The sequence below is a fragment of the Bradyrhizobium stylosanthis genome (assembly GCF_001641335.1).
Lineage (GTDB): Bacteria > Pseudomonadota > Alphaproteobacteria > Rhizobiales > Xanthobacteraceae > Bradyrhizobium > Bradyrhizobium stylosanthis.
This window is the reverse complement of the sequence record NZ_LVEM01000004.1, coordinates 88,205-113,619: the sequence shown is the minus strand read 5'-3', so window position 1 is coordinate 113,619 and position 25,415 is coordinate 88,205. Positions and strand designations below refer to the sequence as shown.

General features: G+C 64.5%; 20 protein-coding genes. 7 read left to right on the top strand and 13 right to left on the bottom strand.

Annotated features, from left to right (window positions below; genetic code table 11):
* The first annotated feature begins 11 nt into the window (after positions 1 to 11).
* The 4 genes from A7X65_RS27070 (at position 12) to A7X65_RS27055 (ending at position 5,390) form a co-directional block, all read left to right on the top strand.
* Positions 12 to 1,538, top strand: coding sequence for a sugar ABC transporter ATP-binding protein (locus A7X65_RS27070; RefSeq protein WP_063691031.1), 1,527 nt, complete (start codon positions 12 to 14; stop codon positions 1,536 to 1,538).
* Positions 1,535 to 2,596, top strand: coding sequence for an ABC transporter permease (locus A7X65_RS27065; protein WP_063691028.1), 1,062 nt, complete (start codon positions 1,535 to 1,537; stop codon positions 2,594 to 2,596). Before A7X65_RS27070 ends, A7X65_RS27065 begins: the two co-directional genes overlap by 4 nt.
* A 120-nt stretch (positions 2,597 to 2,716) precedes the next feature.
* Positions 2,717 to 4,066, top strand: a complete 1,350-nt coding sequence (locus A7X65_RS27060) for a carbohydrate porin (protein ID WP_063691026.1) — start codon at positions 2,717 to 2,719, stop codon at positions 4,064 to 4,066.
* 574 nt (positions 4,067 to 4,640) lie between these two features.
* Entirely contained in the window at positions 4,641 to 5,390 is a 750-nt protein-coding gene (locus A7X65_RS27055) for an outer membrane protein (protein ID WP_063691024.1), read from the top strand.
* Positions 5,391 to 6,382: 992 nt separating this feature from the next.
* Here A7X65_RS27055 and hpnH read toward each other — a convergent pair.
* Together hpnH and ispH are read right to left on the bottom strand one after the other, a co-directional pair.
* Positions 6,383 to 7,543: an adenosyl-hopene transferase HpnH gene (hpnH, locus tag A7X65_RS27050; protein WP_063691022.1), complete on the bottom strand. Its 1,161-nt coding sequence runs from the start codon at positions 7,541 to 7,543 to the stop codon at positions 6,383 to 6,385.
* A gap of 36 nt (positions 7,544 to 7,579) precedes the next feature.
* Complete coding sequence (ispH, locus tag A7X65_RS27045; RefSeq protein ID WP_063691020.1) at positions 7,580 to 8,506, bottom strand: 4-hydroxy-3-methylbut-2-enyl diphosphate reductase; 927 nt, start codon at positions 8,504 to 8,506, stop codon at positions 7,580 to 7,582.
* A 463-nt stretch (positions 8,507 to 8,969) separates the two neighbouring features.
* On the opposite strand from ispH, the gene hpnN reads away from it, so the two are divergent.
* On the top strand, positions 8,970 to 11,558 hold the full coding sequence (gene hpnN, locus A7X65_RS27040; RefSeq protein ID WP_063691018.1) for a hopanoid transporter HpnN: 2,589 nt from the start codon (positions 8,970 to 8,972) through the stop codon (positions 11,556 to 11,558).
* Here the strand turns inward: hpnN and A7X65_RS27035 are convergent.
* Positions 11,526 to 12,179, bottom strand: coding sequence for a DUF2147 domain-containing protein (locus A7X65_RS27035; RefSeq protein WP_063691016.1), 654 nt, complete (start codon positions 12,177 to 12,179; stop codon positions 11,526 to 11,528). The genes hpnN and A7X65_RS27035 overlap by 33 nt on opposite strands.
* Before the next feature lie 142 nt (positions 12,180 to 12,321).
* Here A7X65_RS27035 and hpnO point away from each other — a divergent pair, with 142 nt between their 5' ends.
* Positions 12,322 to 13,713: an aminobacteriohopanetriol synthase HpnO gene (hpnO, locus tag A7X65_RS27030; protein WP_063691014.1), complete on the top strand. Its 1,392-nt coding sequence runs from the start codon at positions 12,322 to 12,324 to the stop codon at positions 13,711 to 13,713.
* 20 nt (positions 13,714 to 13,733) lie between these two features.
* On the opposite strand, the gene A7X65_RS27025 is transcribed toward hpnO, so the two are convergent.
* The 7 genes from A7X65_RS27025 to A7X65_RS26995 all read right to left on the bottom strand — a co-directional run bounded on the left by A7X65_RS27025 (position 13,734) and on the right by A7X65_RS26995 (position 19,480).
* Complete coding sequence (locus tag A7X65_RS27025; RefSeq protein ID WP_063691012.1) at positions 13,734 to 13,919, bottom strand: hypothetical protein; 186 nt, start codon at positions 13,917 to 13,919, stop codon at positions 13,734 to 13,736.
* A 105-nt stretch (positions 13,920 to 14,024) separates the two neighbouring features.
* Positions 14,025 to 14,792: an anti-sigma factor family protein gene (locus A7X65_RS27020; RefSeq protein ID WP_063691010.1), complete on the bottom strand. Its 768-nt coding sequence runs from the start codon at positions 14,790 to 14,792 to the stop codon at positions 14,025 to 14,027.
* A complete protein-coding gene (locus A7X65_RS27015) occupies positions 14,789 to 15,337 on the bottom strand; it encodes a sigma-70 family RNA polymerase sigma factor (protein WP_063691008.1) in 549 nt (182 codons plus the stop codon). The genes A7X65_RS27020 and A7X65_RS27015 overlap by 4 nt, the downstream gene beginning before the upstream one ends.
* 109 nt (positions 15,338 to 15,446) lie before the next feature.
* Entirely contained in the window at positions 15,447 to 15,770 is a 324-nt protein-coding gene (locus tag A7X65_RS27010; protein ID WP_063691006.1) for a cupredoxin domain-containing protein, read from the bottom strand.
* Positions 15,771 to 15,789: 19 nt separating this feature from the next.
* A complete protein-coding gene (locus A7X65_RS27005) occupies positions 15,790 to 16,734 on the bottom strand; it encodes a metallophosphoesterase family protein (RefSeq protein ID WP_063691004.1) in 945 nt (314 codons plus the stop codon).
* Between the two features lie 235 nt (positions 16,735 to 16,969).
* A complete protein-coding gene (locus tag A7X65_RS27000; RefSeq protein WP_063691002.1) occupies positions 16,970 to 17,848 on the bottom strand; it encodes an alpha/beta fold hydrolase in 879 nt (292 codons plus the stop codon).
* A 12-nt stretch (positions 17,849 to 17,860) separates the two neighbouring features.
* Positions 17,861 to 19,480, bottom strand: a complete 1,620-nt coding sequence (locus tag A7X65_RS26995; RefSeq protein ID WP_063691001.1) for a GMC family oxidoreductase — start codon at positions 19,478 to 19,480, stop codon at positions 17,861 to 17,863.
* A 235-nt stretch (positions 19,481 to 19,715) separates the two neighbouring features.
* On the opposite strand from A7X65_RS26995, the gene A7X65_RS26990 reads away from it, so the two are divergent.
* Positions 19,716 to 20,888, top strand: a complete 1,173-nt coding sequence (locus A7X65_RS26990) for a M20 aminoacylase family protein (protein ID WP_063691000.1) — start codon at positions 19,716 to 19,718, stop codon at positions 20,886 to 20,888.
* Between the two features lie 73 nt (positions 20,889 to 20,961).
* Here the strand turns inward: A7X65_RS26990 and A7X65_RS26985 are convergent, their stop codons facing one another.
* The 3 genes from A7X65_RS26985 to A7X65_RS26975 all read right to left on the bottom strand — a co-directional run bounded on the left by A7X65_RS26985 (position 20,962) and on the right by A7X65_RS26975 (position 25,366).
* The gene (locus A7X65_RS26985) at positions 20,962 to 22,590 is read right to left on the bottom strand and encodes an inorganic phosphate transporter (RefSeq protein ID WP_063690999.1); all 1,629 of its coding nucleotides are present in this window, start codon (positions 22,588 to 22,590) and stop codon (positions 20,962 to 20,964) included.
* A 98-nt stretch (positions 22,591 to 22,688) separates the two neighbouring features.
* Positions 22,689 to 24,131 carry a UdgX family uracil-DNA binding protein gene (locus A7X65_RS26980; protein ID WP_063690997.1) on the bottom strand — a complete coding sequence of 481 codons (1,443 nt, stop codon included), beginning with the start codon at positions 24,129 to 24,131 and terminating at the stop codon, positions 22,689 to 22,691.
* Positions 24,131 to 25,366 carry a putative DNA modification/repair radical SAM protein gene (locus tag A7X65_RS26975; protein WP_063690995.1) on the bottom strand — a complete coding sequence of 412 codons (1,236 nt, stop codon included), beginning with the start codon at positions 25,364 to 25,366 and terminating at the stop codon, positions 24,131 to 24,133. The genes A7X65_RS26980 and A7X65_RS26975 overlap by 1 nt, the downstream gene beginning before the upstream one ends.
* Between the last annotated feature and the right edge of the window lie 49 nt (positions 25,367 to 25,415).

The window sequence follows — 25,415 nt, the reverse complement described above, 5'->3', positions numbered from 1 at the left end:
GGAGGAAATGAATGGTGGAAATCCTGTTCGAGCTCGCCGGGATCAGCAAGTCCTATCCCGGGGTCATGGCCCTCGACGACGTCAGCCTGCGTGTCTACCGCGGCGAGGTGCTGGGCCTGATCGGCGAGAACGGCGCCGGCAAATCGACGCTGATGCGCGTGCTGGGTGGGGTGATCGCGCCGAGCGAGGGCGTGATCCGCATCGGCGGCACCGACCACGCCCGCTTGACGGTGAACGAGGCGACGCAAGCCGGCATCGCCTTCGTGCACCAGGAGCTGAACCTTTTCGAAAATCTCGACGTCGCCGCGAACGTCTTCATAGGACGCGAGAGGCTCGTCGGCGGCCCGCTGAAGCTGGTGGACAACGCGCAGATGCGCGCCCGCGTGACGCCGCTGCTGGAGCGGCTGGGCGCCGATTTCGCGCCGGACACGCTGGTCGACGACCTCTCGATCGCCGAGCGTCAGATGGTGGAGATCGCCAAGGCGCTCTCGATCGACGCCCGCGTGATCATCATGGACGAGCCGACCTCCAGCCTGACGATTTCGGAGACCGAGCGGCTGCTGGAGGTGATTGCCGATCTGAGGGCGCACGGCATCTCGGTGATCTACATCTCTCACCGGCTCACCGAGATCATGACCTGCGCCGATCGCGTCGTGGTGCTGCGCGACGGGCGCACGGTCGGGGAGCTGACGCGCGATGCGCTGAGTCATGCCGCAATGATCCGGCTGATGATCGGCCGCGACCTGAAAGCGCTGCATTCGCCGCCGAAGCGGCCGCCGCAGCCGGGCGGCTGCGACATCGTCGGACTCGTGACATCGGCCTTTCCCGATCGGCAGATTGATCTGTCCGTGCGGCACGGCGAGATATTGGGCCTTGCAGGACTCGTGGGTGCGGGGCGCACCTCGCTTGCCCGCGCCGCCTTTGGCATCGACCCGCTGCTGGGGGGCGAGATCAGGATCGACGACGCGCCGGTCGATGTCGCATCGCCGCGCGACGCGATCAGGCAAGGCATCTATCTGATGCCGGAGGACCGCAAGAAATCCGGGCTCGTGCTGGAGTTGCCGATCCGGGAGAACGTGACGCTCGCCAGCCTGCTGAATTATGCGCGGATGTGGCTGGTCAGTGGTCCGGCCGAGCGCAAGGTCGCGAAGGAGCAGGTGAGGCGCCTCTCCATCAAGGTGCCGAGCATCGATACGGAGGCCGTGACGCTCTCCGGCGGCAATCAGCAAAAGGTCGTGCTGGGCAAGTGGCTTTCGATGCAGCCGCGCGTGATGTTCTTCGACGAGCCGACGCGCGGCGTCGATGTCGGTGCCAAGAGCGAGATCTACGCGCTGATGCGCGAGCTCGCCGACCAGGGCGTCGCGATCGTGATGATCTCTTCGGACATGGAGGAGGTCATAGGCGTCTCCGACCGGATCGCGGTGATGCATGAAGGGAGCGTCAGCGGTGTGCTGGAGCGCCCGCAGTTCAGCGAATACAACGTGTTGCAGCTTGCCATCGGCCATGCGCTGGACACCGTGGAAGCGGCCGCGCCATGATCAGGAAAGAACTCGGCCTGGCTCTGCTGCTGGTGGTGATCTCCGCGATCACGGGCGCGATCAATCCGGCCTTCCTGTCGCTGGTGAACCTGTTGAACATGGCCAATCTGATCGGTCTGTTCGGCGTGTTCGCGCTGGGCGAGGGGCTCGTGATCATCACCGGCGGCATCGACCTCTCGCTCGGCTCGATGTTCGCGCTGCTCGGCGTCATCTTCATCGATCTTCTGACGACGTATGAGGTGCCCTGGCCCCTGGCGCTGCTGGCCGTGTTGCTGGGCGGCCTTGCGCTGGGAGGAATTCAGGGCTTCCTCGTCACCCGGCTGAAGATGCAGCCCTTCATCGTGACGCTGTGCGGGTTGCTGATCTATCGCGGCGCCGCGCGCTACTATACGAGCGACTCGACGCGCGGCTTCGGCTACGGCGACGAGGCCGGGACGCTGAGCAGCATTGCCTCCGGCCACGTGGCGGGCATCCCGAACACCTTCATCCTTCTGATCATCCTCGCGCTCGTCCTCGGCGTGCTGCTGCACCGCTCGGTCTACGGGCGCTGGCTCTATGCCGTCGGCAAAAACGAGGAAGCCGCGCGCTTCTCCGGCATCAACACGAATCTCGTGATCGCGACCGCCTACATCATCAGCGGCGGGCTCGCCGGCGTTTCAACGGTCCTGTTCGTGTTCTACACGAACTCGGTCTCGCCGAGCTCGTTCGGCAATTTCTACGAGCTCTACGCGATCGCGGCTGCCGTTCTCGGCGGGTGCAGCCTGCGCGGCGGCGAGGGCTCCATTCTCGGCATCGTGCTGGGGACTGCGCTGCTGCAGGTGCTGCAGAACCTCGTCAACATCCTCGGCATCCCCAATTCCCTGAACTTCGCGGTGATGGGGACGGTGATTCTGATCGGCGTGCTGGCGGATCAGCAATTGCAGGCGCGTCGGCGGCGCAAGGTGGCGCTGGCCAGCGTCGCACGCACCACGCCGCGATCCGCACCTCTGCAAGGACAGACGAGCGCACCGCTGCGCGGCGCGGCCGTGGTGCCGACGCATACGAGCGATCAGACGTGACAGGCATAAGGCCGCTTCGTCAGCGGCCGGCTGGGGGAGGGAATGCGTCCTGGGCTCGTGGGCTTCGGGCAAGGACGTAAGGCAAAAGGGACAAAGCCCAAGACGCGGAGGACGACGAAAATGTTGCGCAGGTTAGTAAGCACTGCACGTGTGTGCGGTGTCGGGATTGCTTTGTCATCGCTGTGGGGTGGCGGGGTCCATGCGGCCGATCTTGTAACGAAAGCTGCGCCCGTTCCGTATGCAGAAACCGACGACATCTGGACGCGGCCGTATCTGTTCGGCGATCTCGGCAGGACGCAGTTGAAGGAGCGGGGCATCGAGCTGGGTCTGACGTTGGGTAACGAATCTGTCGGCAACCTCACGGGTGGAAGCAAGAACACGGCGGCGAACGCCGGTCAGTTGTGGTTCGGCGCGAAGTTCGACATGGCGAAGCTCGCCGGCATCCAGGGTGGCACGGTCGGCCTGACGCTGGTCGATCGCTTCGGCCGCAATCTGAATGATCAGGCGGGTATTCCCGCCTTGCAGCTGACCAACGAAGTGTTCGGCCGCGGCAACATTCTGCGCCTGACGCAGCTCTACTACTCGCAGAAGCTTTTCGATGACCGCCTCGAACTCAAGGGCGGCCGTCTGCCCGTCGGCTCCGATTTCTTCTTCGGCCTGTGCGAGTTCATCAACCTGACCTTCTGCGGCGGCCAGCCCGGCAACATCCAGGGCGGCTACATCTACAACTGGCCGGTGAGCCAATGGGCCGGTGTCGTCCACTACAAGATCGCGCCGGAATTCACGATCTCGGTCGGCGTCTACGACGCCAACCCGAACTATTTGACGACGGACGATCCCACCACCTACTTCCTGCCGGGCGTCCCGCGCTCAAATCCCGCCAGCGGCGTGCTGGTGCCCGTGGAGCTGGTCTGGGCGCCGAAGGGGCCGTTGAACGGGACCTGGCGATTCGGCGGCTGGTACGACAACGCATCGACCATCGATGGCGGCCTTCCCGGTATCGTCTCCACCATCCCAGGCATTGGAGGCGTCCCGGATCAAAATCTCGGGGATCAACGCGGCCGCTACGGCATCTACGAGTCCATCCTTCAGCGCCTGACCGTGGACGGTCCCGGCGCGCAGGGTTGGTACACCTTCCTCAATACGACCGTCGCCGATCACCGGACGTCGTTTCAGGACTACCAGGTCGCCCTGGGCTTCCGGCATACTGGAACGTTCACCTGGCGTCCCCAGGACGAAGTCGGCTTTGCGGTCGGCACGACCCACGTGAATTCGGCGGCCCTCAGCCCCAACGCCGGCGGCAACGAAGTGCCGCTCGAAGTCTGGTACGGATGGCAGGCGACCGGCTGGCTGAACCTCAAGTTCGACGCGCAATACGTGATCAATCCCGGCGGGCGCGGCTACAACGCCGCGGGCCTGAAGACCGACAATGCCGTGGTTCTGGGTATGCGCACCGAGGTTCACTTCTGATGTGACGCAAACCTCTCGACGCGTGAGCTGAACAAAACAAACGGCCCGGTCGCGGTGGCGACCGGGCCGTTTCCGTTTGGCGCGACGTTCACGCTGTCCATGATTGCGTTGGATGCCATTTCGCGACCGGGGGCATGCAAGACGGCAGCTGGGCAGAGGGCGCAGCGCACTGGATATCGTTATGATGTCCTCCGCTTGATCGGCGTCAGCCCAAGCAGCGCGTTGTCGCTGCAGGCAATGCTCGTCCGCCCATTCGTCCAAGCAAGGTGTGAAGGCAGCGCATGCTTCGCGCATGCGCGAGTGTCTCAACACGCGCACGAATACGAGCGCCTTCACTCAGGAGCGCTGCAGCTGAGGTCGTGTCGATTCGTTCGTTGTCGTCAGCCTGTTCACTGCACGGCTGCCGTCAGTGCAGTCGCGTGCGCGCGTTGAGAAGCATTGCGCACAAATTTCTGTTCGCCTGTTTTGAAACGACAGGAGTGTTGCCCGAGTGCACTAGGCGCCGCGGTTCCGCAGTCCGTACAACCACCGGGTGAATGGCCATTGGCCGGAATTTTGGAAGTCTGAGGAAGTCATGAAAACGAAACTTGCAGCCGCCGCTCTTCTTCTTGCGTCGACGAGCCTGAGCTTTGCGGCTGACCTGGCCGTCAAGGCCCCTTATGCCCCCGCCGCCGTGTGGTCGTGGACCGGCTTCTATCTCGGCGGCCATGTCGGCGCCGGTTGGGGCACCACGGAATCCAGCCTGTCTTCGATCAACGGCGCGCTCGGCGCGGTTCCCGTCGGCACGGCGCTCGCGCAGAACAGCCGCAGCGGTTTCCTGGGCGGCGGTCAGGTCGGTTACAACTGGCAGAGCGGCTGGGTCGTGTTCGGTGTCCAGGGTGACATCTCCGGAATGGACGTGAAGGGCTCGACGACGTGCGTCGGCTTTGTGACCTGCACCACGAAGAACGACTGGCTGGCAACCGTCACGGGCCGCATCGGTGGTGTCGTGGCTGATCGCACGCTGGTTTACGCGAAGGGCGGTGCGGCCTGGATGCACTCCAGCGATTCGATCGGCGTTCCGGGCGTGTTCGAGTCGCGCTCGAGCACGACGCCGCTCGGCTGGGTGCTCGGCCTCGGCGCCGAATATGCGTTCGACCACAATTGGAGCGCCTTCGTCGAATACAACTACATCGAGTTCGAGAAGAAGACCGTCGCCTGGGATTTGTCGCCGCTGGTCGGCGGTGGCACGGCGATTGCGAACGTCGACATCAAGAACAAGCTGTCGATCGCCAAGATCGGCGTGAACTACAAGTTCGGCGGCCCGGTCGTCGCGCGCTACTGATCTTCTGAAGTATCTGTTCCAGTCGAAACTGGGCCCGGCCGCGACAAGCGGTCGGGCTTTTTTCGTTCGCATCCGCTGAAGGTCAGCCCGTAGTTGAGCCCTAGCGAAACCCATCGCTTCCCTGTCCCCGCTCTTCCCGCGACTATCGCGAAACACCCGTCAATCCCTCTCGATAAAAATATTCCACTTTCCCGAATTTCGGATTTATGGCATAGGGTGCTCATCCCGGCCCCTGCCAGAGGGGCGCTTCGCGATCGTCACGAGATGCGGGCCGGGGTGCGGTGGACGCGGCAGCGCCGGCGCGAAGGCGATGACAGGGCGGCAACCCGTGAGTCATGCGCGACGCGATACGACACGGCGCCGTCAGAGCGGCCAGGCTGGATATCGGGGGCGAGCACACGCGAGCCTTCGATGCTTCCGGCAGGGCCGTCCGCGGACGGAGAAGTCGTGTGGTCCCGACGCCCGGGGTTCTGGCGTCAAGCCTCGCGGTGATGTGGCGGCCCAACCGGGCGCGCACGTCGATCAGCCGCGACGGCGACGGGGGCAATAGTGCAACGCTCCCCGAGGAGAGCACGAAGGACACCGTTAAAACCATCCGCGCAGGGAAGGCCGGGCGACCGGCATCACCTGGGATCCACCCCGTGTGCATCTTTTGTTGTGCACGGATCTGCGGGTGCCACCGGCGCCCGGCCTTCCCTGCGTCCTCTGGCCTCCAGGGGCGAACAACCACAGCAAGACCCGGGCGAAACGTGCCGCGGGATCGCGGAGGTGTACCTGCGATGGAGAGAGCGGATTGCGAGAGCAACCTGGTGCCGCATATTCCGTCATTGCGAGCGCAGCGAAGCAATCCAGACCGTCACTGCGGAAAGATTCTGGATTGCTTCGCTGCGCTCGCAATGACGACCGGGCGGACGATGGGCCTCAAGCGCGAATCGAAAAGGCCCGGTCGCCATCAGCGACCGGGCCTTGTTCGTTCGAATCTGCTCGCGTGCTTACGCGGCGGTCGAAGCCTTCCGCGCAGCCTTCTCGGCGGCGGCGGCCGCTTCGTCCTTGCGGATCTCGGAGAGCTTCTTCTGCACCTGCTCCGAGAAGATGTACTGCGCCGGGCGCTGCTTCGACATGTCGATCTCCGGCGCCATCGGGCCCGAAGTCTTGATGCCGCGCAGCGACACCCACATCGCCTTCAGCGGGTTGTTGAGCGCTGCGGTCGCCGCCGTCGGCTCGTAGCCGCAATGGGCCATACAGTCGGCGCACTTCTCGTACTTGCCGGTGCCGTAGGTTTCCCAATCGGTGGTGTCCATCAGCTCCTTGAAGGTCTTGGCGTAGCCTTCACCGAGCAGGTAGCAGGGCTTCTGCCAGCCGAAGATGTTGCGCGCGGGCATGCCCCAGGGCGTGCACTCGTATTCCTGGTTGCCAGCGAGGAAGTCCAGGAACAGGCCGGAGTGCATGAAGTTCCACTTCTTGCCCTTGCCCATCGCGAAGACGTCGCGGAACAGCTTCTTGGTCTTGGTGCGGTTCAGGAAGTGCTCCTGGTCCGGCGCGCGCTCATAGGCGTAGCCCGGCGACATCGAGACGCCGACACCGAGTTCGACGGTGAGGTCGAGGAACTTCGCGATCTCCTCGGCCGGGTGGCCGTCGAAGATGGTGGCGTTGACGTTGACGGTGAAGCCGCGCGCCTTGGCCGCCTTGATCGCGGAGACGGCGCGATCGAACACGCCCTTCTGCGACACGGCCTTGTCGTGGTGGTCCTTCAGGCCGTCGAGATGCACGGAGAAGAACAGGTACGGCGAGGGCTCGAACAGGTCGAGCTTCTTCTCGAGCAGCAGCGCGTTGGTGCAGAGCGAGACGAACTTCTTGCGCTCCACGAGGCCGCGCACGATCTCGCCGATCTCCTTGTGGATCAGCGGCTCGCCGCCGGGAATCGCCACCATCGGCGCGCCGCACTCGTCGGCGGCGTCCCAGCACTCCTGCGCCGTCATACGGCGGTTCAGGATCGCGTCGGGATAGTCGATCTTGCCGCAGCCGACGCAAGCGAGGTTGCAGCGGAACAGCGGCTCCAGCATCAGCACGAGCGGGTAGCGCTTGCGGCCAAGCAGTTTCTGCTTGAGCAAATAGCCGCCGATACGCATTTCCTTGAAGAAGGGGATTGCCATTACACGTTTCTTTCTGGGCTTGAAATTCGGGTGGGGTCAGCTCGCAGCCAGTTGGGCCGGAAGCCGGAATTCGATGTTTTCCTCGCGACCGGGGAGCACCTGGACCTTGACCGGTCCGATCCGCCGCATCGCTTCGATCACGTCATCCACGAGTACCTCAGGCGCCGAAGCGCCGGCCGTGACGCCGACAGTCCTGGCATCTTTCAACCACGCCGGATTGAGCTCGCTGCCGTCGGCAATCAAATAACTCGCGACGCCGGCTTCAGTGCCGATTTCGCGGAGCCGGTTCGAATTCGAGCTATTGGCGGCGCCCACCACCAAGATCACGTCGACCAGCTTGCTCAAGTCCCTTACCGCAGATTGGCGGTTCTGTGTCGCATAGCAGATATCCCGGATATCCGGACCTTGAATATCTGTAAAGCGGGCCTGGAGGGCGGCGATGATGTCCCTGGTGTCGTCGACCGACAGGGTGGTCTGGGTGATGTAGGCCACTGGCCGATCCGCCGGCAGCGTCAGGGCGTTAACCTCTTGAACGCTTTGAACTAGCAGCACGGGCCCCGGAACCTGGCCCATCGTGCCCTCGACCTCGGGGTGCCCGGCATGGCCGATCAGGATCAGGGTGCGCCCCTTGGTGATGTAGCGCTTCCCCTGATTGTGAACTTTCGTGACCAGCGGGCAGGTGGCATTGAGCACCGGGAGGTCACGGGCGGCGGCCTCTTCCTCAACGCTCCGGGCCACGCCATGGGCGCTGAAAACGGTCACCGCGCCGGGCGGAACCTCGGAGAGTTCCTCGACGAAAATGGCGCCTTTGTCCTTCAGGCTCTCGACAACGTATTTGTTATGCACGATCTCGTGGCGCACGTAGACCGGCGGGCCGTACTTCTGCAGGGCCCGTTCCACGATTTCGATCGCACGCACCACCCCCGCACAGAAGCCGCGCGGCTGCGCCAGATAAACTTCCATAGGACGCCCATCACGCAAGTTGCATCAATCCGCTTTGTTAGTCCCCGGCGGCACCCCGATACTGACCAATGAGTTGCAAATCCCGCACCACTGGTTCGCGCACACGGTAACCACCCACCCCAACGGGGCTCCGGCGCAGGGAGGCACAGCGCTTTGTGTCAAAAAATCGGCAGAAAGGAAAGAACAGATGAAACCCTGGTTCTCTGCCCGATCACTTTTGCGGTACCATAGTATAGAATTTGGGGCGGGCAAAAGGGCGACATTTGTGCTCACCCCTTCGTCACTTTCCCGCCTCAACTCCCCGGCTATACCGACCGCCCCGCATGATTTTGCCGCGGTCTGCCGCCGTTTACCTCGAACCTTGTTGCGGCGAGACCCACTCAAAACAGCAATAGGTTTCGCCCGGGAACTCCGATAAACAGCGGGCGTTTCCGGCAAGCTGTTAACCGCAGAAAGAAAAGAAGTGCTGCAAAGCGTAGTCGTTGCCATCGTCAGGGCCTGCACCCGGTTTGCCTCCCTCGTCGTCGTTCTCGGGCTCCTGCTGTCGGTGGGGGCTGGCTATTACGCGGCTCGGCACTTCGCCATCAACACCGACATCAATTCGCTGATTTCCCAGAATCTCGACTGGCGCCAGCGCGACCAGCAGTTCGACCGCGCCTTCGACCGCGACGCGACGATTCTCGCGGTCGTCGAGGCCAAGACGCCGGAGATGACGACCGCCGCGGCGGATGCGCTCTACGCGAAGCTCAAAGACGACAAGACCAATTTCGTGTCGATACAGCAGCTCGGCACCGGCGAGTTCTTCGAGCGGAACGGCCTGTTGTTCCTGCCGACCGAAGAGGTTGCCAAGGCTACCAGTCAGTTCGAATCCGCAGCGCCCCTGATCGAGATCATGGCGGGCGATCCCTCGATCCGCGGCCTGACCGGCGCGCTCGAGACCGGGCTTGCCGGCGTCAAGCGGGGACAGGTGAAGCTCGACGGCACCGAGCGGCCCTTCAACCAGATCGCGCAGACCGTCGAGACCGTGCTCAACAAGGGCAATGCGAGCTTCTCCTGGCGCGAGCTGGTCAGCGATGAGCCGCTGAAGGATTCCGACAAGCGCGCCTTCATCGAGTTCAAGCCGATCCTCGACTACAACGCGCTGGAGCCCGGCAAGGACGCCACCGACGCGATCCGCAAGGCTGCAGCGGATCTGGATTTTCCGACCAAGTTTCAGGCGCGGGTACGCCTGACCGGCCCGGTGCCGATCGCGAACGAGGAATACGCCACCGTTCAGGAAGGTGCCGTCGTCAACGGCATCGGCACGGTCCTCGTCGTGCTGCTCATCCTGTGGCTGGCGCTGCATTCGGCCAAGATCATCTTCGCGGTCTTCATCAATCTGTTCGTCGGCCTTGCGATCACGACGGCCGCCGGCCTCATGATGGTCGGATCGTTCAATCTGCTGTCGATCGCGTTTGCCGTTCTGTTCGTCGGCCTCGGCGTCGATTTCGGCATCCAGTACAGCGTCCGCTATCGCTCGGAGCGCTACAAGCACAACGACCTGACAGGTGCACTGGTGCTGGCAGCGAAGCGCTCGGCGGTGCCGCTGTCGCTCGCCGCGATGGCGACCGCGGCCGGCTTCCTCTGCTTCATGCCGACCGACTACAAGGGCATCGCCGAGCTCGGCCAGATCGCCGGCGTCGGCATGCTGGTGGCGTTCATCTCGTCGATCACCGTGCTGCCGGCCATGCTCAAGCTGCTCAACCCGCCCGGCGAGAAGGAGCCGGTCGGCTACGCTTTCCTCGCGCCGCTCGATCACTTTCTGGAGAAGCACCGCGTGCTGGTCGTGGGCGGCACGCTGCTGCTCGCGCTCGCCGGCCTGCCGCTGCTCTACTTCATGAAGTTCGACTTCAACCCGATGAACCTGCGCAATCCGCACGCCGAGTCGATCGCGACCTTCCTCGACCTGCGCAAGGATCCCAACACCGGTGCCAATGCCATCAACGTGATGACCACCTCGGAAGAGCAGGCGAGGGCGGTCGAAGCCAAGCTGGAGAAGGTGCCCGAGGTGCTCAGGGTGATGTCGCTGGACAGCTTCGTGCCCCAGGATCAGCAGCCGAAGCTGAAGCTGATCGCACAGGGCGCCAAGGTGCTGAACCCCGCGCTCAACCCCGATCAGATCGACGCGGCGCCGACGGACCAGGAGAATGTCGAGGCGCTGAAATCCTCGGTCGAGAATCTGCGCCGGACCGCCGGTGACGCGAAGGGGCCGGGCGCCACCGCCTCGCGCCGGCTGGCGGACGCGCTCGAGAAGCTCGCCAAGGGCGATGAGGCCACGCGCAACAAGGCGCAGGACGTGTTCGTCACGCCGATGAAGATCGTGTTCGACCAGCTCAGGAACGCGATGCAGGCAGGTCCCGTGACCCTGGCTTCACTGCCGCCCGATCTCGTCAGCGCCTGGAAGAGCAAGGATGGCGTCATCCGCGTCGAGGCGCTGCCCAAGGGCGATCCCAACGACAACGACACGCTGCGCAAATTTGCGGCGGCGGTGCTCGCGGCCGAGCCGACCGCGATCGGCGGACCGGTCTCAATCCTAAAGTCCGGCGACACCGTGGTGAAGGCGTTCATCCACGCCGGCATCTACGCGCTGCTGGTGATCGGCCTGCTGCTCTGGATCACGTTGCGGCGCTTCGTCGACGTGCTGATGACGCTGGTGCCACTGCTGGTGGCCGGCGCGGTGACGCTCGAGATCTGCGTGTTGATCGGCCTGCCGCTCAACTTCGCCAATATCGTCGCGTTCCCGCTGCTGCTCGGCGTCGGCGTCGCCTTCAAGATCTATTATGTCGTGGCCTGGCGCTCGGGCAGAACAAACCTGCTTCAGACCAGCCTCACGCGAGCAATCTTCTTCAGCGCGCTGACGACGGCGACCGCGTTCGGCAGCCTGTGGCTGTCGAGCCATCCCGGCACGTCCAGCATGGGCAAGCTGCTCGCACTCTCGCTCGTGACGACGCTTGCCGCGGTGCTGCTGTTCCAGCCGGCCCTAATGGGTAAACCCCGCAATCTCAGGGAGTAGGCAGATGTCGCCGACGGGATCGGCGGCACCCTTCTGACCGGGCTTGGTCGCGCCGGCGGCTTTCGGGGCTGCTGCGGGCGGAGGCGGAGGCACGGTTGCGCCCGTCGTTCCCTGAGCTGTCGTCGTTCCCTGGGCTTTGGGCGCCGCGCCTGCGGACTTCGGCGCGCCCTTGGCCATCGCATTGGCGGTGCTCAAGGGGATCGGCGGGCCGACCCGCGTCCAGGTCTCGCCGCCGCAGAGGAAGCCCATCACGCAGCCCTTGATCTCAAGCTGATCGGAACCAGCCGGCGTGATGGTCGCGCTGTAGAGCTGGCCATCCTTGGCATTGTAGACCTGCCCCTCCCACTGATCGACGCCGGGCTTCTTCTTCATGTCGATCAGGGTCGCCATGCCCAGCGTCGCCCTGTTCTTTTTCGAGGCATCGGGATTGTTCTCGTCACGGCCGCCGGGCTGCTTTTCCCAGGAAACGGCGCCCCACATGCTGCCATTGCACTGGGCGACACGGATGTTGGCGACGCCATCGGCGACCCGCCAGTCGCCGGTGGGATCGGCGGCGAGCGCCGGGGTCAGGCAGGTGTAACCGCCAGCCAGTATAATTCCGGTGTAAAGGGCCAAACGCATGAGTGTTCCTTGGCAGTGCAACATGATCTAAAAGCTGTGCTTGCGAAGATGGTCCGAAAAAGGGCAAAAGGCCGCACAGACCGTTTTCAGTAACGGTCCGTTTTCAGTTGACGAGACGGCCCTCAACCGAAGTATGTAACGGATGCACAGTTCAAATCCAGACATGTCTCAGCTGTTCGCGGACCGTCAGGCCCAGCGCAGTGCTCTGCATAATCGGTATCTGAACGAGCAGTTCGTCCGGGTCCTCAAGACCATCGGCTACGACGTCGGCTTCCAGAAGGGGCAGGGGCAGTACCTCTACGACCGCGAGGGGGCGCGCTATCTCGACCTGCTGTCCGGCTTCGGCGTGTTTGCGATCGGGCGCAATCATCCGGTCATGCGCGAGGCGCTCAAGAGCGTGCTCGATGCCGACCTGCCCAACCTCGTCCAGTTCGACGTCTCCGTGCTCGCCGGCGTGCTGGCCGAGCGCCTGCTGAAATACGTCCCCTATCTCGACAAGGCCTTCTTCGCCAATTCCGGCGCCGAATGTGTCGAAGCTGCGATCAAGTTCGCGCGTGGCGCGACCGGGCGTCCCGGCATCGTCTATTGCGCCCACGGCTATCACGGCCTGACCTACGGCGCGCTGTCGCTCACGGGTGATTCGAACTTCCGCACCGGCTTCGAGCCGCTGCTGCCGGGCTGCACCTCGATCCCGTTCAACGACCTGGCCGCGCTCGAGAAGGCACTGGCCTCGCGCGAGGTCGCGGCGTTCATCGTCGAGCCGATCCAGGGCAAGGGCGTCAACATGCCCACCGACGAGTTCCTGCCCGGCGCCGCCGCGCTCTGCAAGAAATACGGCACGCTGTTCGTCGCCGACGAGATCCAGACCGGCATGGGTCGCACCGGCCGCTTCCTCGCGGTCGAGCACTGGAACGTCGAGCCCGACATGGTGCTGCTGTCGAAGTCGCTCTCGGGCGGCCACGTGCCGGTGGGCGCAGTGCTGACGCGCAAGGCCATCTTCGACAAGATTTTTAATCAGATGGACCGCGCCGTGGTGCACGGTTCGACCTTCTCCAAGAACGACCTCGCGATGGCCGCGGGCATCGCCACGCTTGACGTCATGGAGTCCGAGAAGTTGATCGAGTCCGCTGCCAAGCGCGGCGCCGAGCTGCGTCTCGCGCTGACGCGCATGGTGCCCGGCTACGAGCTGCTGAAGGAAGTGCGCGGCAAGGGCCTGATGATCGGTATCGAGTTCGGCCCGCCGAAGTCGCTGCGCCTCCGCGCCTCCTGGAACGTGCTGGAAGCCGCCAACAAGGGCCTGTTCTGCCAGCTCATCACCGTGCCGCTGTTCAAGGATCACAAGATCCTGACGCAGGTCGCCGGCCACGGCAGCCACACCATCAAGCTGCTGCCGCCGCTGACGATCACCGAAGAAGACTGCACCTGGATCGAGAAGGCGTTCGACGACGTCATCGCCGGCAGCCACAAGGTCCCCGGCGCGATCTGGTCGCTCGGCAAGACGCTGGTGGACAACGCGGTGCGGCGGTCGGCCTGATTTTCTGCCGACTGCGTCGATCAGCAACGCCCGGCGTAGTTCCAGACGTGAAGCATATTCAGCGTGATCAGGCCGGCAAAGCCGGCAACGACCGACAGCAGCGCGAACCAAATCCATTGCTTGCGCTCCTTGAAGGCCAGCAATGCAGCGCAGCCCGCCGCGAACATCGACGGGAGCGTCGCGCAGATAATCAGTGACGGAACCATGTCTGTCCTCCCAGTTGGAGCTGCAATCTGCCGGATTGCGCTCGCGAGGACTGTGAGAGGCGTCACCTCTGAACCATGGCGCGGAGCTTCGCCCGCTGCCGGCCATTACCCCTCCACATTCGCCTTCATCGCCGCCTCGAACTTGTCGACGAACTCGGCGAGCTCGTCGGCGCCGATATCGCTGACGGCCCAGAAGTTCAGGCCGCGATTGCTCCAGCGGCGGCAGTTGAAGCCCTGCATGGTCTCGGTCTTCGGCGTGCGATATTCCGTGTTCGATGTCTGCGACACGAACAGATTGACCACGTGCTGCCGGCGCTTGTAGACGACCGCGCCGATGGCGCGCGCGTCGATGTAGTCGAGCCGGCCGCCGACCAGCGTAAAGCCCTGCGCGGTGAGATCGATCACCGGCGGGGCGACGTCGAGCTTGCCGTTGAACCACGGCTTGACCGTGTGCTGATCGGTCGAGACCACGTCGGTGAGGTGGCCGGCCTGGAGCGAGCGCAGATGGGCGGAGACGACCTCCGACAGGATGCGCTGCTGGTCGTCCTGGCGCAGCACCAATGCGACGACGCCGGACGCGGCGAGCGCCGAGACGGCCGATCCCATCGCAAAGCCGCGCAGCACGGAGCGGCGCGACGGCTGCTGGCGCTGGGCCTGCGGCAGAGAGGCTTCGATACGAGCGCGCAGGCTCGCCGGCGCGGTGTAGCGCAGATTGGTGTCAGCGAGCACGCGCTGCATCTCGCGCTGCGCCGCGAACTCGGCTGCGCAATCTGGGCAGCTCGCGATATGCGCTTCGACATCGCGCGCGTGGCCGGCATCAAGCTCGTTGTCGAGCAGCGCGTGAAGCAGGATCCTTGCTTCGTCGCAGGTCATTTCGCTTGCTCCTCTTCCGCCGTCCAGGCCGCGCGCAGCATGGCGCGGGCGCGGGCGAGGCGGGACATCACGGTGCCGACGGGGGCGCCGACGGCCTCGGCGATTTCACGATAGGACAGGTTGTTGATCTCCCGCAGCACGAACGTCTCCCTGAATGGTTCGGCGAGCGCGTCGATGAGCTTGCGGATCGCGCCGGCATCGCGGCTGCGCAGCACTTCGGTTTCCGGGCTCGCCTCGCTCTCCTGCCAGATCGGCGTCTGCTCGGCGGCGCCGGGCGTATCCTCGATTGCGCTCGGCCGGTGTGCGCGCCTTGCATATTCGGCGTTGCAGACGTTGCGCAGGATCGCGAACAGCCAGGGCTTCATCGCCGGGCCGCGGTAGCTGTCGAAATGCTTCAGCGCGCGCAGATAGCATTCCTGCACCGCATCCTCGGCGTCGGAGGCATCGCGCAGCAAATAGCGCGCGAGCGTGTAGACGTCGTCGAGATAGGGCAGCGCCGCCTCGCGGAAGCGCTGTGCCTTCTGCAGATCGTCGTTGACGGGCATCGCTCCTCGCTTTGCCTCTGTTTCTTCTTTTGCCGTGATCGAAGCCGCACGTGCCCGGCCGGCGTGGGACCACCGGCCGGGCAGGACGTTGATGCCTTGGTTGGAGACGTTACTCAACCTTGATCATCCCCGTCATGTGCGGGTGCAACGAACAAAAATACTTGTAGTCTCCCGCATTGGTGAAAGTGAACGAGAACTTGTCGTCGGTGTCCAGGGTCTTGGACCTGAACTTGCCGGCCGACACCACGGTATGGGGGATGTCGTCCCGGTTGGTCCAGGTCACGGTGGTGCCGACCTTGATCTTGAGCTCGGGCGGCTGGAAGACGAAATTGTCGATATGGATTTCCATGTCGTCGGCGCGGGCGCTTGTTGCGGGCAACAGGAGGGCCGCGACCACGGCGACACCGAAGTCGCGGCGATTGAGCTTGTTCATTGTCAGATTCCGTTCAACCTTAGCCCTGGAGCGGCGTGTCGATGATCGCGAGCCGCTGCTCGTTCTGCTTGAAGTTGACGCTGGCAACGCCGAGCATGGAGCGCAGTCGTGCGTCCTCGACCTTCATCGGGCCGGGCGAGGGCGCAGCGCCCGGCGCCGGCTGCGGGAAGGCGGTTGATCGCGCGGTGTGGAAGGTGACATTGCCCTCGACCTTCTGCATCACCTGATGGATGTGCCCGTTCAGCACGGTGACCGAGCCGAAGCCCTTGACGTATTCCAGCGCACGGCCGCCGTCCTCGGTGCCCCATCCCCATTCGGGATAGACGGTCCAGAGCGGAATATGCGCGAACAGGACGACAGGCGTCGATTTCGACTTGCCGCGCAGATCGTCCTCGAGCCAGGCGAGCTGCTCGGCGCCGAGATTGCCGAGCCCGCCGGCCTTGAGGTCGACGACGTTGACGAGACCGATGAAGTGCACGCCGCCGGCGTCGAACGAATACCAGCCCGCGCCCTTGGTGCCGCGGCCGTAGCGCTCGCGATAGAGCTTCACCTCCTCGTCGATGAAGTCGTGCTCGCCGGGCACGTAATGCACGTCCAGCTTGGTCTGGGAGATGATGCGCTCGGCATTGTCAAACTCGGCGGCTTTCGACAGATGGGTGATGTCGCCGGTGTGGATCATGAACGAGGGTTTTGCCGGCATCGCGTTGATCTTGTTGACGGCTTCCTCAAGCGTGCCGAGCGCGTTGGGATTGGCCGGCTTGTCGAAGCCGACATGGCTGTCGCTGATCTGCAGGAAGGTCATGCCGGGCGTGGCCGCCGTCGCGGCTTGCGCGGAATCGATGATGCCGAGCGAGCGCGGCACGCCGCCCGTGACGGTCCAGAGCACCCCGGTGCCGGCCCAGGTCATGCATTCCAGCACTTTGCGGCGGCTGACGCCGTCGTCCCCGTGATCGTGTCCGCTCATCGCATCTCTCCACGCCGCCCGGAATTGGGCTTCGGGGAGGTGATCCGGGGAGGGGGGGACTTATTCCCGGACGGGATGACGTTTTCGTGAGGGGCGATCTCGTGTCCCGGACGCGCTGCAACGCGGAGCGTTGCTGCGCAGAGCCGGGACCCAGAAAGCCGGACTGTGCGCGGTGAGATGGGCCCCGGCTCAGCAGCGCATCACTGCGTGCTGCGCTGCGTGCGGGGCACGAGAGCTATCTTGCGAACTCGCGCACCGCTTCCACCACAGCTGCCGGCACTTCCTGCGCCACACAATGCCCGGCCCCTTCGAAGACCAGCGTGCCGACGCGAGGAATCAGCGCGACCGCGCGCGCCGCCATCTCCTTGTAGACCGGCCACGACTTCGCGGCGGTCGTGACGCGCACGGGACAATCGATTTCGGCAAGCGCTGTGAACGGATTGCCGCGGGCATCGCCGACGTAGACCTGCGTCATCGCCTCGTAGATCGGGCGCAGCATCGCCGCCTCGATCTCGGGCGTGCAGCAGAGCCGGACCCGGCCATCATCGAGCGGCACGAAGCCGTGGCGCACATAGGCCCACAGCGAGGTCTCGGTCCATTCCGCAAATGTCGGCGATGTGCGGTAGCGTTCGAAGACGGCGTCGGCACTGTCGAACTCGGCCCGGCGGCGCAGCGCGCCCTGGACTTGCAACAGGGATTCCTCGCTCAATGCTTCAGAACGTGCCGCGCGCGGATCCATGATGGTCGGCTCCATCACGAACAGGCGCGTGAAACGCCCGGGCAGTAGCCTTGTCGCGAGCAGAAGATCGGTCGCCCCTGCACTGTGGCCGATGCCATAGACGTCGCGCAGCCCGAGCGCATCGATCACCCGGCAGATGTCCTCGGCAAAATCCAGGAAATGATAGGTGCCCGGCTTGTGGCTGGCGCCATGACCGCGGCGGTCGAGCGCGTAGACGGTGTAGGTCGATGCAAGCTCGCGCGCGACCTCGTCCCAGACGTCGGCGACGAAGCCGGTGCCGTGCACGAGGAGAGCTGGCGGCTTCCCGCGCTCGCCCCATTGCATCATGGCGATCTCTTCGCCGACGGGGCCGATGGAAAAGCGCTGACTGATCATGGCGACCGGATGCTACTTCGCATCCTCCAAAATCATCGTCGCGCCCTTCTCGGCGATCATCGCGGTCGGCGTGTTGGTGTTGCCCGAGGTGATGGTCGGCATGATCGAGGCATCGACGATGCGCAAACCTTCGAGGCCGTAGAAGCGCAGGCGCTCGTCCACCACCGCCATGGGATCGCTGACCGCGCCCATCTTGGCGGTGCCGACAGGATGGAAGATGGTGGTGCCGATATCGCCGGCGGCTTTTGCCAGCGAGGCGTCGTCGTCGCCGACGGTGGGGCCGGGCAGGTACTCACTCGGGCGATATTTGGCCAGCGCCTTCTGCTGCATCAGGCGGCGTGTGGTGCGGATGGCGTCGGCGCCGACCTGGCGGTCGTCGTCCGTCGAAAGATAGTTCGGCGCGATGATCGGCTTCTCGTCCGGCGTTGCCGAGCGCAGCCGCACGGTGCCGCGCGAGGTCGGCTGCAGATTGCAGGCACTCACCGTGATGGCGGGGAAGCGGTGCAGGGGATCGCCGAACTTGTCGAGCGACAGCGGCTGCACGTGGAACTGGATGTTCGCCCGGGCGCGCGTCGCATCCGAGCGCGTGAAGATGCCGAGCTGCGACGGCGCCATGGTCAGCGGCCCGCGACGACGGAAGGCATAATCGAGTCCCATCAGGCTGCGGCGGAACAGGTTGTAATAGGTCTCGTTCAGCGTGCGCACGCCCTCGACCTTGTAGATCGCGCGCTGCTGCAGATGATCCTGCAGATTGCGGCCGACGCCCGGCTTGTCCATGACGATGTCGATGCCGAGCGGCGACAGCCAGTCGGCAGGTCCAATGCCGGAGCGGTGCAGCACCTGCACCGAGCCGATCGCGCCGGCGGAAAGGACCACCTCGCGTTTCGCTCGCGCCTCGATGATCTCGCCGTTCTGGACGAAGCGCACGCCGACGGCGCGGCCCTGCTCGATGATGAGACGGTCGACCAGCACATTCTTCTCGAGCCGCAGGTTCGGACGGTTCAGCGCCGGCTTGAGAAAGCCGCGCGCCGACGACCAGCGCCGGCCGCGCTTCTGGTTGACGTGGAAATAGCTGGTGCCTTCGTTGTCGCCGGTGTTGAAATCCGGGATACGCTTGATGCCCATCTCCTCGGCGGCATCGCCAACGGCGTCGAGAACGTCCCAGGACAGCCGCGGCGCCTCGATGCGCCAGCCGCCGCCGGTGCCGTGATGCTCGCTCGCGCCCAGGAAGTGATCTTCGAGCCGCTTGAACAGCGGCAGCACATCGTCATAGCCCCAGCCGGTCATGCCGAGTTGGCGCCAATGATCGTAGTCGGCGGCCTGTCCGCGCATCGAGATCATGGCGTTGATCGCCGAAGAGCCGCCGATCACCTTGCCGCGGGGATAGGCGAGCGAACGGCCGTTCAGGCCCGGCTCGGCCTCGGTCTTGAACATCCAGTCCGAGCGCGGATTGCCGATCGCAAAGAGATAGCCGACGGGAATGTGGAACCAGATCCAGTTGTCGTCGCCGCCGGCTTCGAGGATGAGGACGCGGTTCCCCGGCACGGCCGAAAGGCGGTTGGCGAGAATGCAGCCCGCCGTGCCGGCGCCGACGACAATGTAGTCAAATTCACCTTCGAGCCGTCTCGGCATTCTGCTTCCACCCAAACAGGCGTCACGCCCGGGCTCGTCCCGGGCATCCACGCACTTTCTGTCCTAATAGTCAGACGTGGATGGCCAAGACAAGCTGGCCAAGACAAGCTGGGCAAGACAAGCCACAGGCCCGGCCATGACGGGAGAACAGGGTTACCCTCGCTCCCAGGCGGTTGGGTGGACTGGCGCTTGCATGGTAGACAGTCCTGTATTCGCAACAAAGCTGAGACCCTACATGCCCATCGTGAACCGCGTCGCCGACCTCCAACCCGATATTCAGGCCTGGCGCCGGGACATCCACCAGCATCCCGAGCTGCTGTATGACGTCCACCGCACCGCAGCATTCGTGGCGGACCGCCTGCGGGAGTTCGGCTGCGACGAAGTCGTGACCGGCATGGGCCAGACCGGCGTGGTCGGCGTGATCAAGGGCAATAAGCCGGCCGGCGAGGGGCTCAAGGTGATCGGCTTGCGCGCCGACATGGACGCGTTGCCGGTGGAGGAGCAGACCAACCTGCCTTACGCCTCCAAGAACCCCGGCAAGATGCACGCCTGCGGCCATGACGGCCACACCGCGATGCTGCTCGGCGCCGCCCGCTACCTCGCCGAGACCCGCAACTTCGCCGGCGATGCGATCGTGATCTTCCAGCCGGCCGAGGAGGGCGGCGCCGGCGGCGCGGCCATGGTCAAGGACGGCCTGATGGAGCGCTTCGGCATCGAGCAGGTCTACGGCATGCACAACGGCCCGGGCATCCCGATCGGCTCGTTCGCGATCCGGCAGGGGCCGATCATGGCGGCGACCGACGAGGTCGACATCATGATCGAGGGTGTCGGCGGCCATGCCGCCCGTCCGCACAAATGCATCGATTCCGTGCTGGTCGGCGCCCAGGTGATCACGGCGCTGCAGTCGATCGTCGCGCGCAGCGTCGATCCCCTGGAATCGGCGGTGATCTCGATCTGCGAATTCCACGCCGGCAACGCCCGCAACGTCATTCCGCAGACCGCGACGCTGAAGGGCACCATCCGGACGCTGTCGCCGGAGGTGCGCAAGCTGGTCGAGAAGCGCGTGCACGAGGTGGTGGCGGGCGTGGCGCAGATCACCGGCGCCAAGATCGACCTGCGTTACCAGCGCAATTATCCGGTCGTGAACAACCACGCCGCGGAGACCGAGATCGCGCGGCGCATTGCCAAGCGGGTCGCGGGCGATGCCAATGTGCACGAGATGCCACCGCTGATGGGCGGCGAGGATTTCGCCTACATGCTGGAAGCGCGCCCCGGCGCCTTCATCTTCTGCGGCAACGGCGACAGCGCCGGCCTGCATCACCCCGCCTACAATTTCAACGACGAGGCGATCGTCTACGGCACGTCCTACTGGGTCAAGCTGGTCGAGGAATCGCTCGCGGCGTCTTAAGACCTGACGCGAAGCACAAATGAAAAGGGCCCGTGTATCGCACGGGCCCTTTGTCTTTGGTCGATGTGACCGTTCAGAAGATCCGCGAGAAGATCACGTAGAGCGTGGCCGACAGCATGATGGCGCAGGGCAGCGTCAGCACCCAGGCCATCAGCAGGTTGCGGATGGTCGACCATTGCAGGCCGGAGCCGTTGGCCGCCATGGTGCCGGCGACGCCTGATGACAGCACGTGCGTGGTCGAGACCGGCAGACCGAACACGTCGGCGGCGCCGATCGTGGCGGCGGCGACGAGTTCGGCCGAGGCGCCCTGCGCGTAGGTGAGATGGCTCTTGCCGATCTTCTCGCCGACGGTGATGACGATGCGCTTCCAGCCGACCATGGTGCCAAGGCCGAGCGCGATGGCCACCGCGATCTTCACCCAGGTCGGGATGAACTTCGTGGCGGAGTCGAGCGCGCCCTTGTAGGTGTTGAGCACCGCGACCTCGTCCTTGCTGAGGTCGTTCTCCTTGTCCTTCATCAGGAAGCGGATCGCTTCCGAGGTCAGGTACATGTCGTTGCGGGTGTTGCCGACGACTTCCGCCGGCACCTTGTTCAGCGAACCGTACATGGCGACCTGGTCGCCGACGTCCTTCACCAGCACGGCGAGCGAGGGATAGGTGCCCTCGTTGATGTGGCGCAGCGTGATGTACTGCGTCACCGCCGGGCGGGGATCGCCGATGATGCTGTGGCCGGCGCCTTTCGCCGAGATCACCTTGGAGGCGGCTTCCGAGGTCTTCTGGAACTGGGCGACCTGGGATTCCGGCAGCGCGCGGTTGAGCGCGTAGGCGGTCGGCACGGTGCCGATCAGGATCAGCATGATCAGGCCCATGCCCTTCTGGCCGTCATTCGAGCCGTGCGCGAAGCTGACGCCGGTGCAGGTGGCGATCAGTAGGCCGCGGATCCAGAGCGGGGGGGCCTTGTTGCCTTCGGGCGCGGCGTAGAGCGCCGGGTTGCGCACGATGAACTTGAGCAGCAGCAGCAGCACGGCGGCGCAGATGAAGCCGAACAGCGGCGACAGCAGCAGCGCGTAGCCGATCTCGGTCGCCTTGGTCCAGTCCACGCCCGAGGTGCCGTCGCGGCCGCGCATGACGGCGTTGGCAACGCCGACGCCGATGATCGAGCCGATCAGCGTGTGCGAGGAGGAGGCCGGCAGGCCGAAGAACCAGGTGCCGAGATTCCACAGGATCGCCGCGATCAGCAGCGCGAACACCATGGCGAAGCCGGCGCTGGAGCCGACCTGGAGGATCAGTTCGACCGGCAGCAGCGAGACGATGCCGAAGGCGACCGCGCCCGAGGAGAGCAGCACGCCGAGGAAGTTGAAGAAGCCCGACCACATCACGGCGACTTCAGCCGGCAGCGAGTGGGTGTAGATCACGGTCGCCACCGCATTGGCGGTGTCGTGGAAGCCGTTGACGAATTCGAAGCCGAGCGCGATCAGCAGCGCGACGAACAGGAGGATGTATGGCAGGAAGGTCGTGACCCGCGCGCCGGTGGCGTTGACGTCGATATAGATGCTGTAGGCGACGAACAGCAGGCCCGCGGCGAGAACGCCGAAGAACAGGATCATCGTCAGCGGATTGAAGCCCTTGTCGAGATTTGGCCGCGAGGCCGGCTGGATCGGCGCGGGATCGGCTACCGCGCGGTCGAATGCTACATCGGTCATGTCAGGACGCCCCTTAACTTACTGGTAAGGGTATTGTCCGCGATGGATTTGAAGGCCGGATGACAAGCGGCGGTTGAAAGGCGTTTTCCCGTCAGGATTTAGGCGGCGTGTGAGACTTTCTTCTGTAGACCTGCAGCGATCCTCAGATCTTCGACAAAGCGCTGATATTCCAGCACCTTGGCCTCCGGGTCGGGCAGCCGCAGCAGATAGGACGGATGCACCGTCACCAGTGCTTTGCGGCCGTCGGGCAAGTCTATGAGCCGGCCGCGGGTCTTGCCGATAGGGGTGATCTTGCCGAACACGCTCTGCGCGGCGGTGGCGCCCATCGCCACGATGAGGTCGGGCTGGATTACCGAGACTTCCCGCTCGAACCATTGCCGGCAGGCCCGGATCTCCGGCGTGTTCGGCTTCTGGTGCAGGCGGATTTTTCCGCGCGGCACGAATTTGAAGTGCTTCACCGCGTTGGTCACATAGACCTTCTTGCGATCGACGCCGGCTTCTTCCAACGCGCGGTCGAGCATCTGGCCCGCCGGGCCGACGAAGGGATGGCCGGCGAGGTCTTCCTTGTCGCCGGGCTGTTCGCCGACCAGCATGATATTGGCGTTCTTCGGTCCCTCGCCGAACACGGTCTGCGTCGCGTCCTTGTAGAGCGGGCAGGCGCGGCAATGCGCGGCCTCCTCGCGGAGCGCTTCGAGATCGTCGGCAGCAGGCTTGCGTGTCATCGGAGCCTCCGGCCGCTTCTGAGGCTTGTGCGGATCGGTTGCGGCATTGGCGATCATGGCGCCGGTCATGCGCTCGGCGTCCTCGATCAGGGGCTTAATGATCGAGGCCTCGGGCAGGTTCCTCCAATATTTCTTCGGCATCTCCGTCTGCATCGCCTTCACCTTCAGCCGCGCCGGATTGAAGATGCTGGCGTAGTAGCGCCGCCAGGTTTCCTCCAGCCGGTCTTCGCCCGGCGCCTCGCTCTTGCTGACGCCCGGCGTGAACGAGAGCGCGTGGCCGTCCCAATGCGCGCAGAGGTCGGGGGTGAGGATCGACCAGGGCATGTCGGCAAAACGCTTGGCGAAGAAGGGCGCTGCGAGCTCGACGATGTGATGCTCCGGCTCGAACCAGGCGACGTAATGCGCGGCGCGTTCCCGGCCGATCTCGCGGAAGCGCACGAAGGCGTGCATCTTGTGCTCGTCGCGATGAACCGCTCTTGCCATCGCAATCACCTGCGCGACGTCGGCATCGGTCGCAACTTCGATGAGGTCGTGATTGTCCTTCAAGCGCCAGAGCAGGCGATAGAGGATCGCGAAGCGCTCAGCATCGCGATGCAGGATCGTGGCCTTCGCGAGATCGACGAATTTGCCTGGTACGTTGAAGGTGCCGTCATTCACTTCGAGGATCGGCGACGGCGCGGGTGGCGCGAACAGATCGGCCTCGCCGCCCTGCACGGCCCATGTGACCTCGCGCGGGTCCACGTGATGAAGCACGAGGCTGCGCGCAGCTTTGCGCCAGCCGTCGAAATCGGTTTCGGTGTCGAGGGTGATGTACTGCATCAGAAGCCAAATCCCAGTTGCGTTGCTTTCGGCTTGAACCGCTCGATCAGCCCGGCCGCATCGAGACGATGCGGCGAGGGGCGGTGATCGCTGAGGATGATGAAGGGCAGCGCCTTGTGCTTGGGCACGTGCAGCCGCGCGAGATCGGAGAGGCGGATCGTGGTGGTGCGCCGCGTCGCGATGATGCGCTCCACGGCCTTGGTGCCGAACCCCGGCACGCGCAGCAGCTCCTCGCGGCTGGCGCGGTTGACGTCGAGCGGGAAGCGGTCGCGGTGACGCAGCGCCCAGGCGAGCTTCGGATCGATGTCGAGCGGCAGCATCGCGCTGTCGTCGACGATCTCCGCAACGTCGAAACCGTAGAACCGCATCAGCCAGTCGGCCTGGTAGAGCCGATGCTCGCGCAGCAGCGGCGGCTGCACCAGAGGCAGCGCGCGGCTCGCATCGGGGATCGGGCTAAAGGCGGAGTAATAGACGCGTCGCAGCCGGTATGAACCGTAGAGATTGGCGCTGGTATGAAGGATGGTGTGATCGTTCGCGCTATCTGCGCCGACGATCATCTGTGTGCTTTGTCCGGCCGGTGCAAAGCGTTGCGGCCTGGCTTTCGTTTTTGCGGCACGGCTTTCCTCGGCCTCGTCGAGCTTCAGCCGCAGCCGGCCCATGGTGCGGCGGATCGCGCGCACGTCCTTTTCCGGCGCGAATTGCTGCAGGCTCGTCTCCTGCGGCATCTCGATGTTGATGGAGAGGCGGTCGGCATATTTGCCGGCTTCCGCGATCAGTGCGTCGTCGGCCTCGGGAATGGTCTTGAGATGGATGTAGCCGCGGAAGTGATGCTCCTCGCGCAGTTTTCGCGCGACGCTGACGACCTGCTCCATCGTGTAGTCGGGGCTGCGGATGATGCCGGAGGAGAGGAACAGGCCCTCGATGTAATTGCGCCGGTAGAAGTCGAGCGTGAGCTTGACCACCTCCTCGACGGTGAAGCGGGCGCGCGGCACGTTGGAGGAGGCGCGGTTGACGCAATAGAGGCAATCGTAATTGCAGGCATTGGTCAGCAGCACCTTGAGCAGCGAGATGCAGCGTCCGTCCGGCGCATAGGAATGGCAGATTCCCATGCCCGGCGCGGTCGAGCCCATGCCCTTGCCGTCGCTGGAATCCCGCTTCTCGGTGCCGCTGGAGGCGCAGGACGCATCGTATTTGGCAGCATCCGCCAGGATCTCCAGCTTGCGTTGTACGTCCATACCTGAATCCCTTTGATTCCGCTGATGAATCCGGCCGGGCGCCAATTCG

Bases quoted from the DNA above. Each gene is read 5' to 3' on its own strand.
- A7X65_RS27005 (WP_063691004.1), bottom strand. From the start codon at position 16,734: ATGAGCGGACACGATCACGGGGACGACGGCGTCAGCCGCCGCAAAGTG.
- A7X65_RS26985 (WP_063690999.1), bottom strand. From the start codon at position 22,590: ATGACCGATGTAGCATTCGACCGCGCGGTAGCCGATCCCGCGCCGATC.
- A7X65_RS27020 (WP_063691010.1), bottom strand. From the start codon at position 14,792: ATGACCTGCGACGAAGCAAGGATCCTGCTTCACGCGCTGCTCGACAAC.
- A7X65_RS27065 (WP_063691028.1), top strand. From the start codon at position 1,535: ATGATCAGGAAAGAACTCGGCCTGGCTCTGCTGCTGGTGGTGATCTCC.
- A7X65_RS27070 (WP_063691031.1), top strand. From the start codon at position 12: ATGGTGGAAATCCTGTTCGAGCTCGCCGGGATCAGCAAGTCCTATCCC.
- A7X65_RS27010 (WP_063691006.1), bottom strand. From the start codon at position 15,770: ATGAACAAGCTCAATCGCCGCGACTTCGGTGTCGCCGTGGTCGCGGCC.
- A7X65_RS27060 (WP_063691026.1), top strand. From the start codon at position 2,717: ATGTTGCGCAGGTTAGTAAGCACTGCACGTGTGTGCGGTGTCGGGATT.
- hpnH (WP_063691022.1), bottom strand. From the start codon at position 7,543: ATGGCAATCCCCTTCTTCAAGGAAATGCGTATCGGCGGCTATTTGCTC.
- A7X65_RS26980 (WP_063690997.1), bottom strand. From the start codon at position 24,131: ATGCAGTACATCACCCTCGACACCGAAACCGATTTCGACGGCTGGCGC.
- A7X65_RS27055 (WP_063691024.1), top strand. From the start codon at position 4,641: ATGAAAACGAAACTTGCAGCCGCCGCTCTTCTTCTTGCGTCGACGAGC.
- A7X65_RS27035 (WP_063691016.1), bottom strand. From the start codon at position 12,179: ATGCGTTTGGCCCTTTACACCGGAATTATACTGGCTGGCGGTTACACC.
- A7X65_RS26995 (WP_063691001.1), bottom strand. From the start codon at position 19,480: ATGCCGAGACGGCTCGAAGGTGAATTTGACTACATTGTCGTCGGCGCC.
- A7X65_RS26990 (WP_063691000.1), top strand. From the start codon at position 19,716: ATGCCCATCGTGAACCGCGTCGCCGACCTCCAACCCGATATTCAGGCC.
- A7X65_RS27015 (WP_063691008.1), bottom strand. From the start codon at position 15,337: ATGCCCGTCAACGACGATCTGCAGAAGGCACAGCGCTTCCGCGAGGCG.
- A7X65_RS27025 (WP_063691012.1), bottom strand. From the start codon at position 13,919: ATGGTTCCGTCACTGATTATCTGCGCGACGCTCCCGTCGATGTTCGCG.
- A7X65_RS27000 (WP_063691002.1), bottom strand. From the start codon at position 17,848: ATGATCAGTCAGCGCTTTTCCATCGGCCCCGTCGGCGAAGAGATCGCC.
- hpnO (WP_063691014.1), top strand. From the start codon at position 12,322: ATGCACAGTTCAAATCCAGACATGTCTCAGCTGTTCGCGGACCGTCAG.
- ispH (WP_063691020.1), bottom strand. From the start codon at position 8,506: ATGGAAGTTTATCTGGCGCAGCCGCGCGGCTTCTGTGCGGGGGTGGTG.
- A7X65_RS26975 (WP_063690995.1), bottom strand. From the start codon at position 25,366: ATGGACGTACAACGCAAGCTGGAGATCCTGGCGGATGCTGCCAAATAC.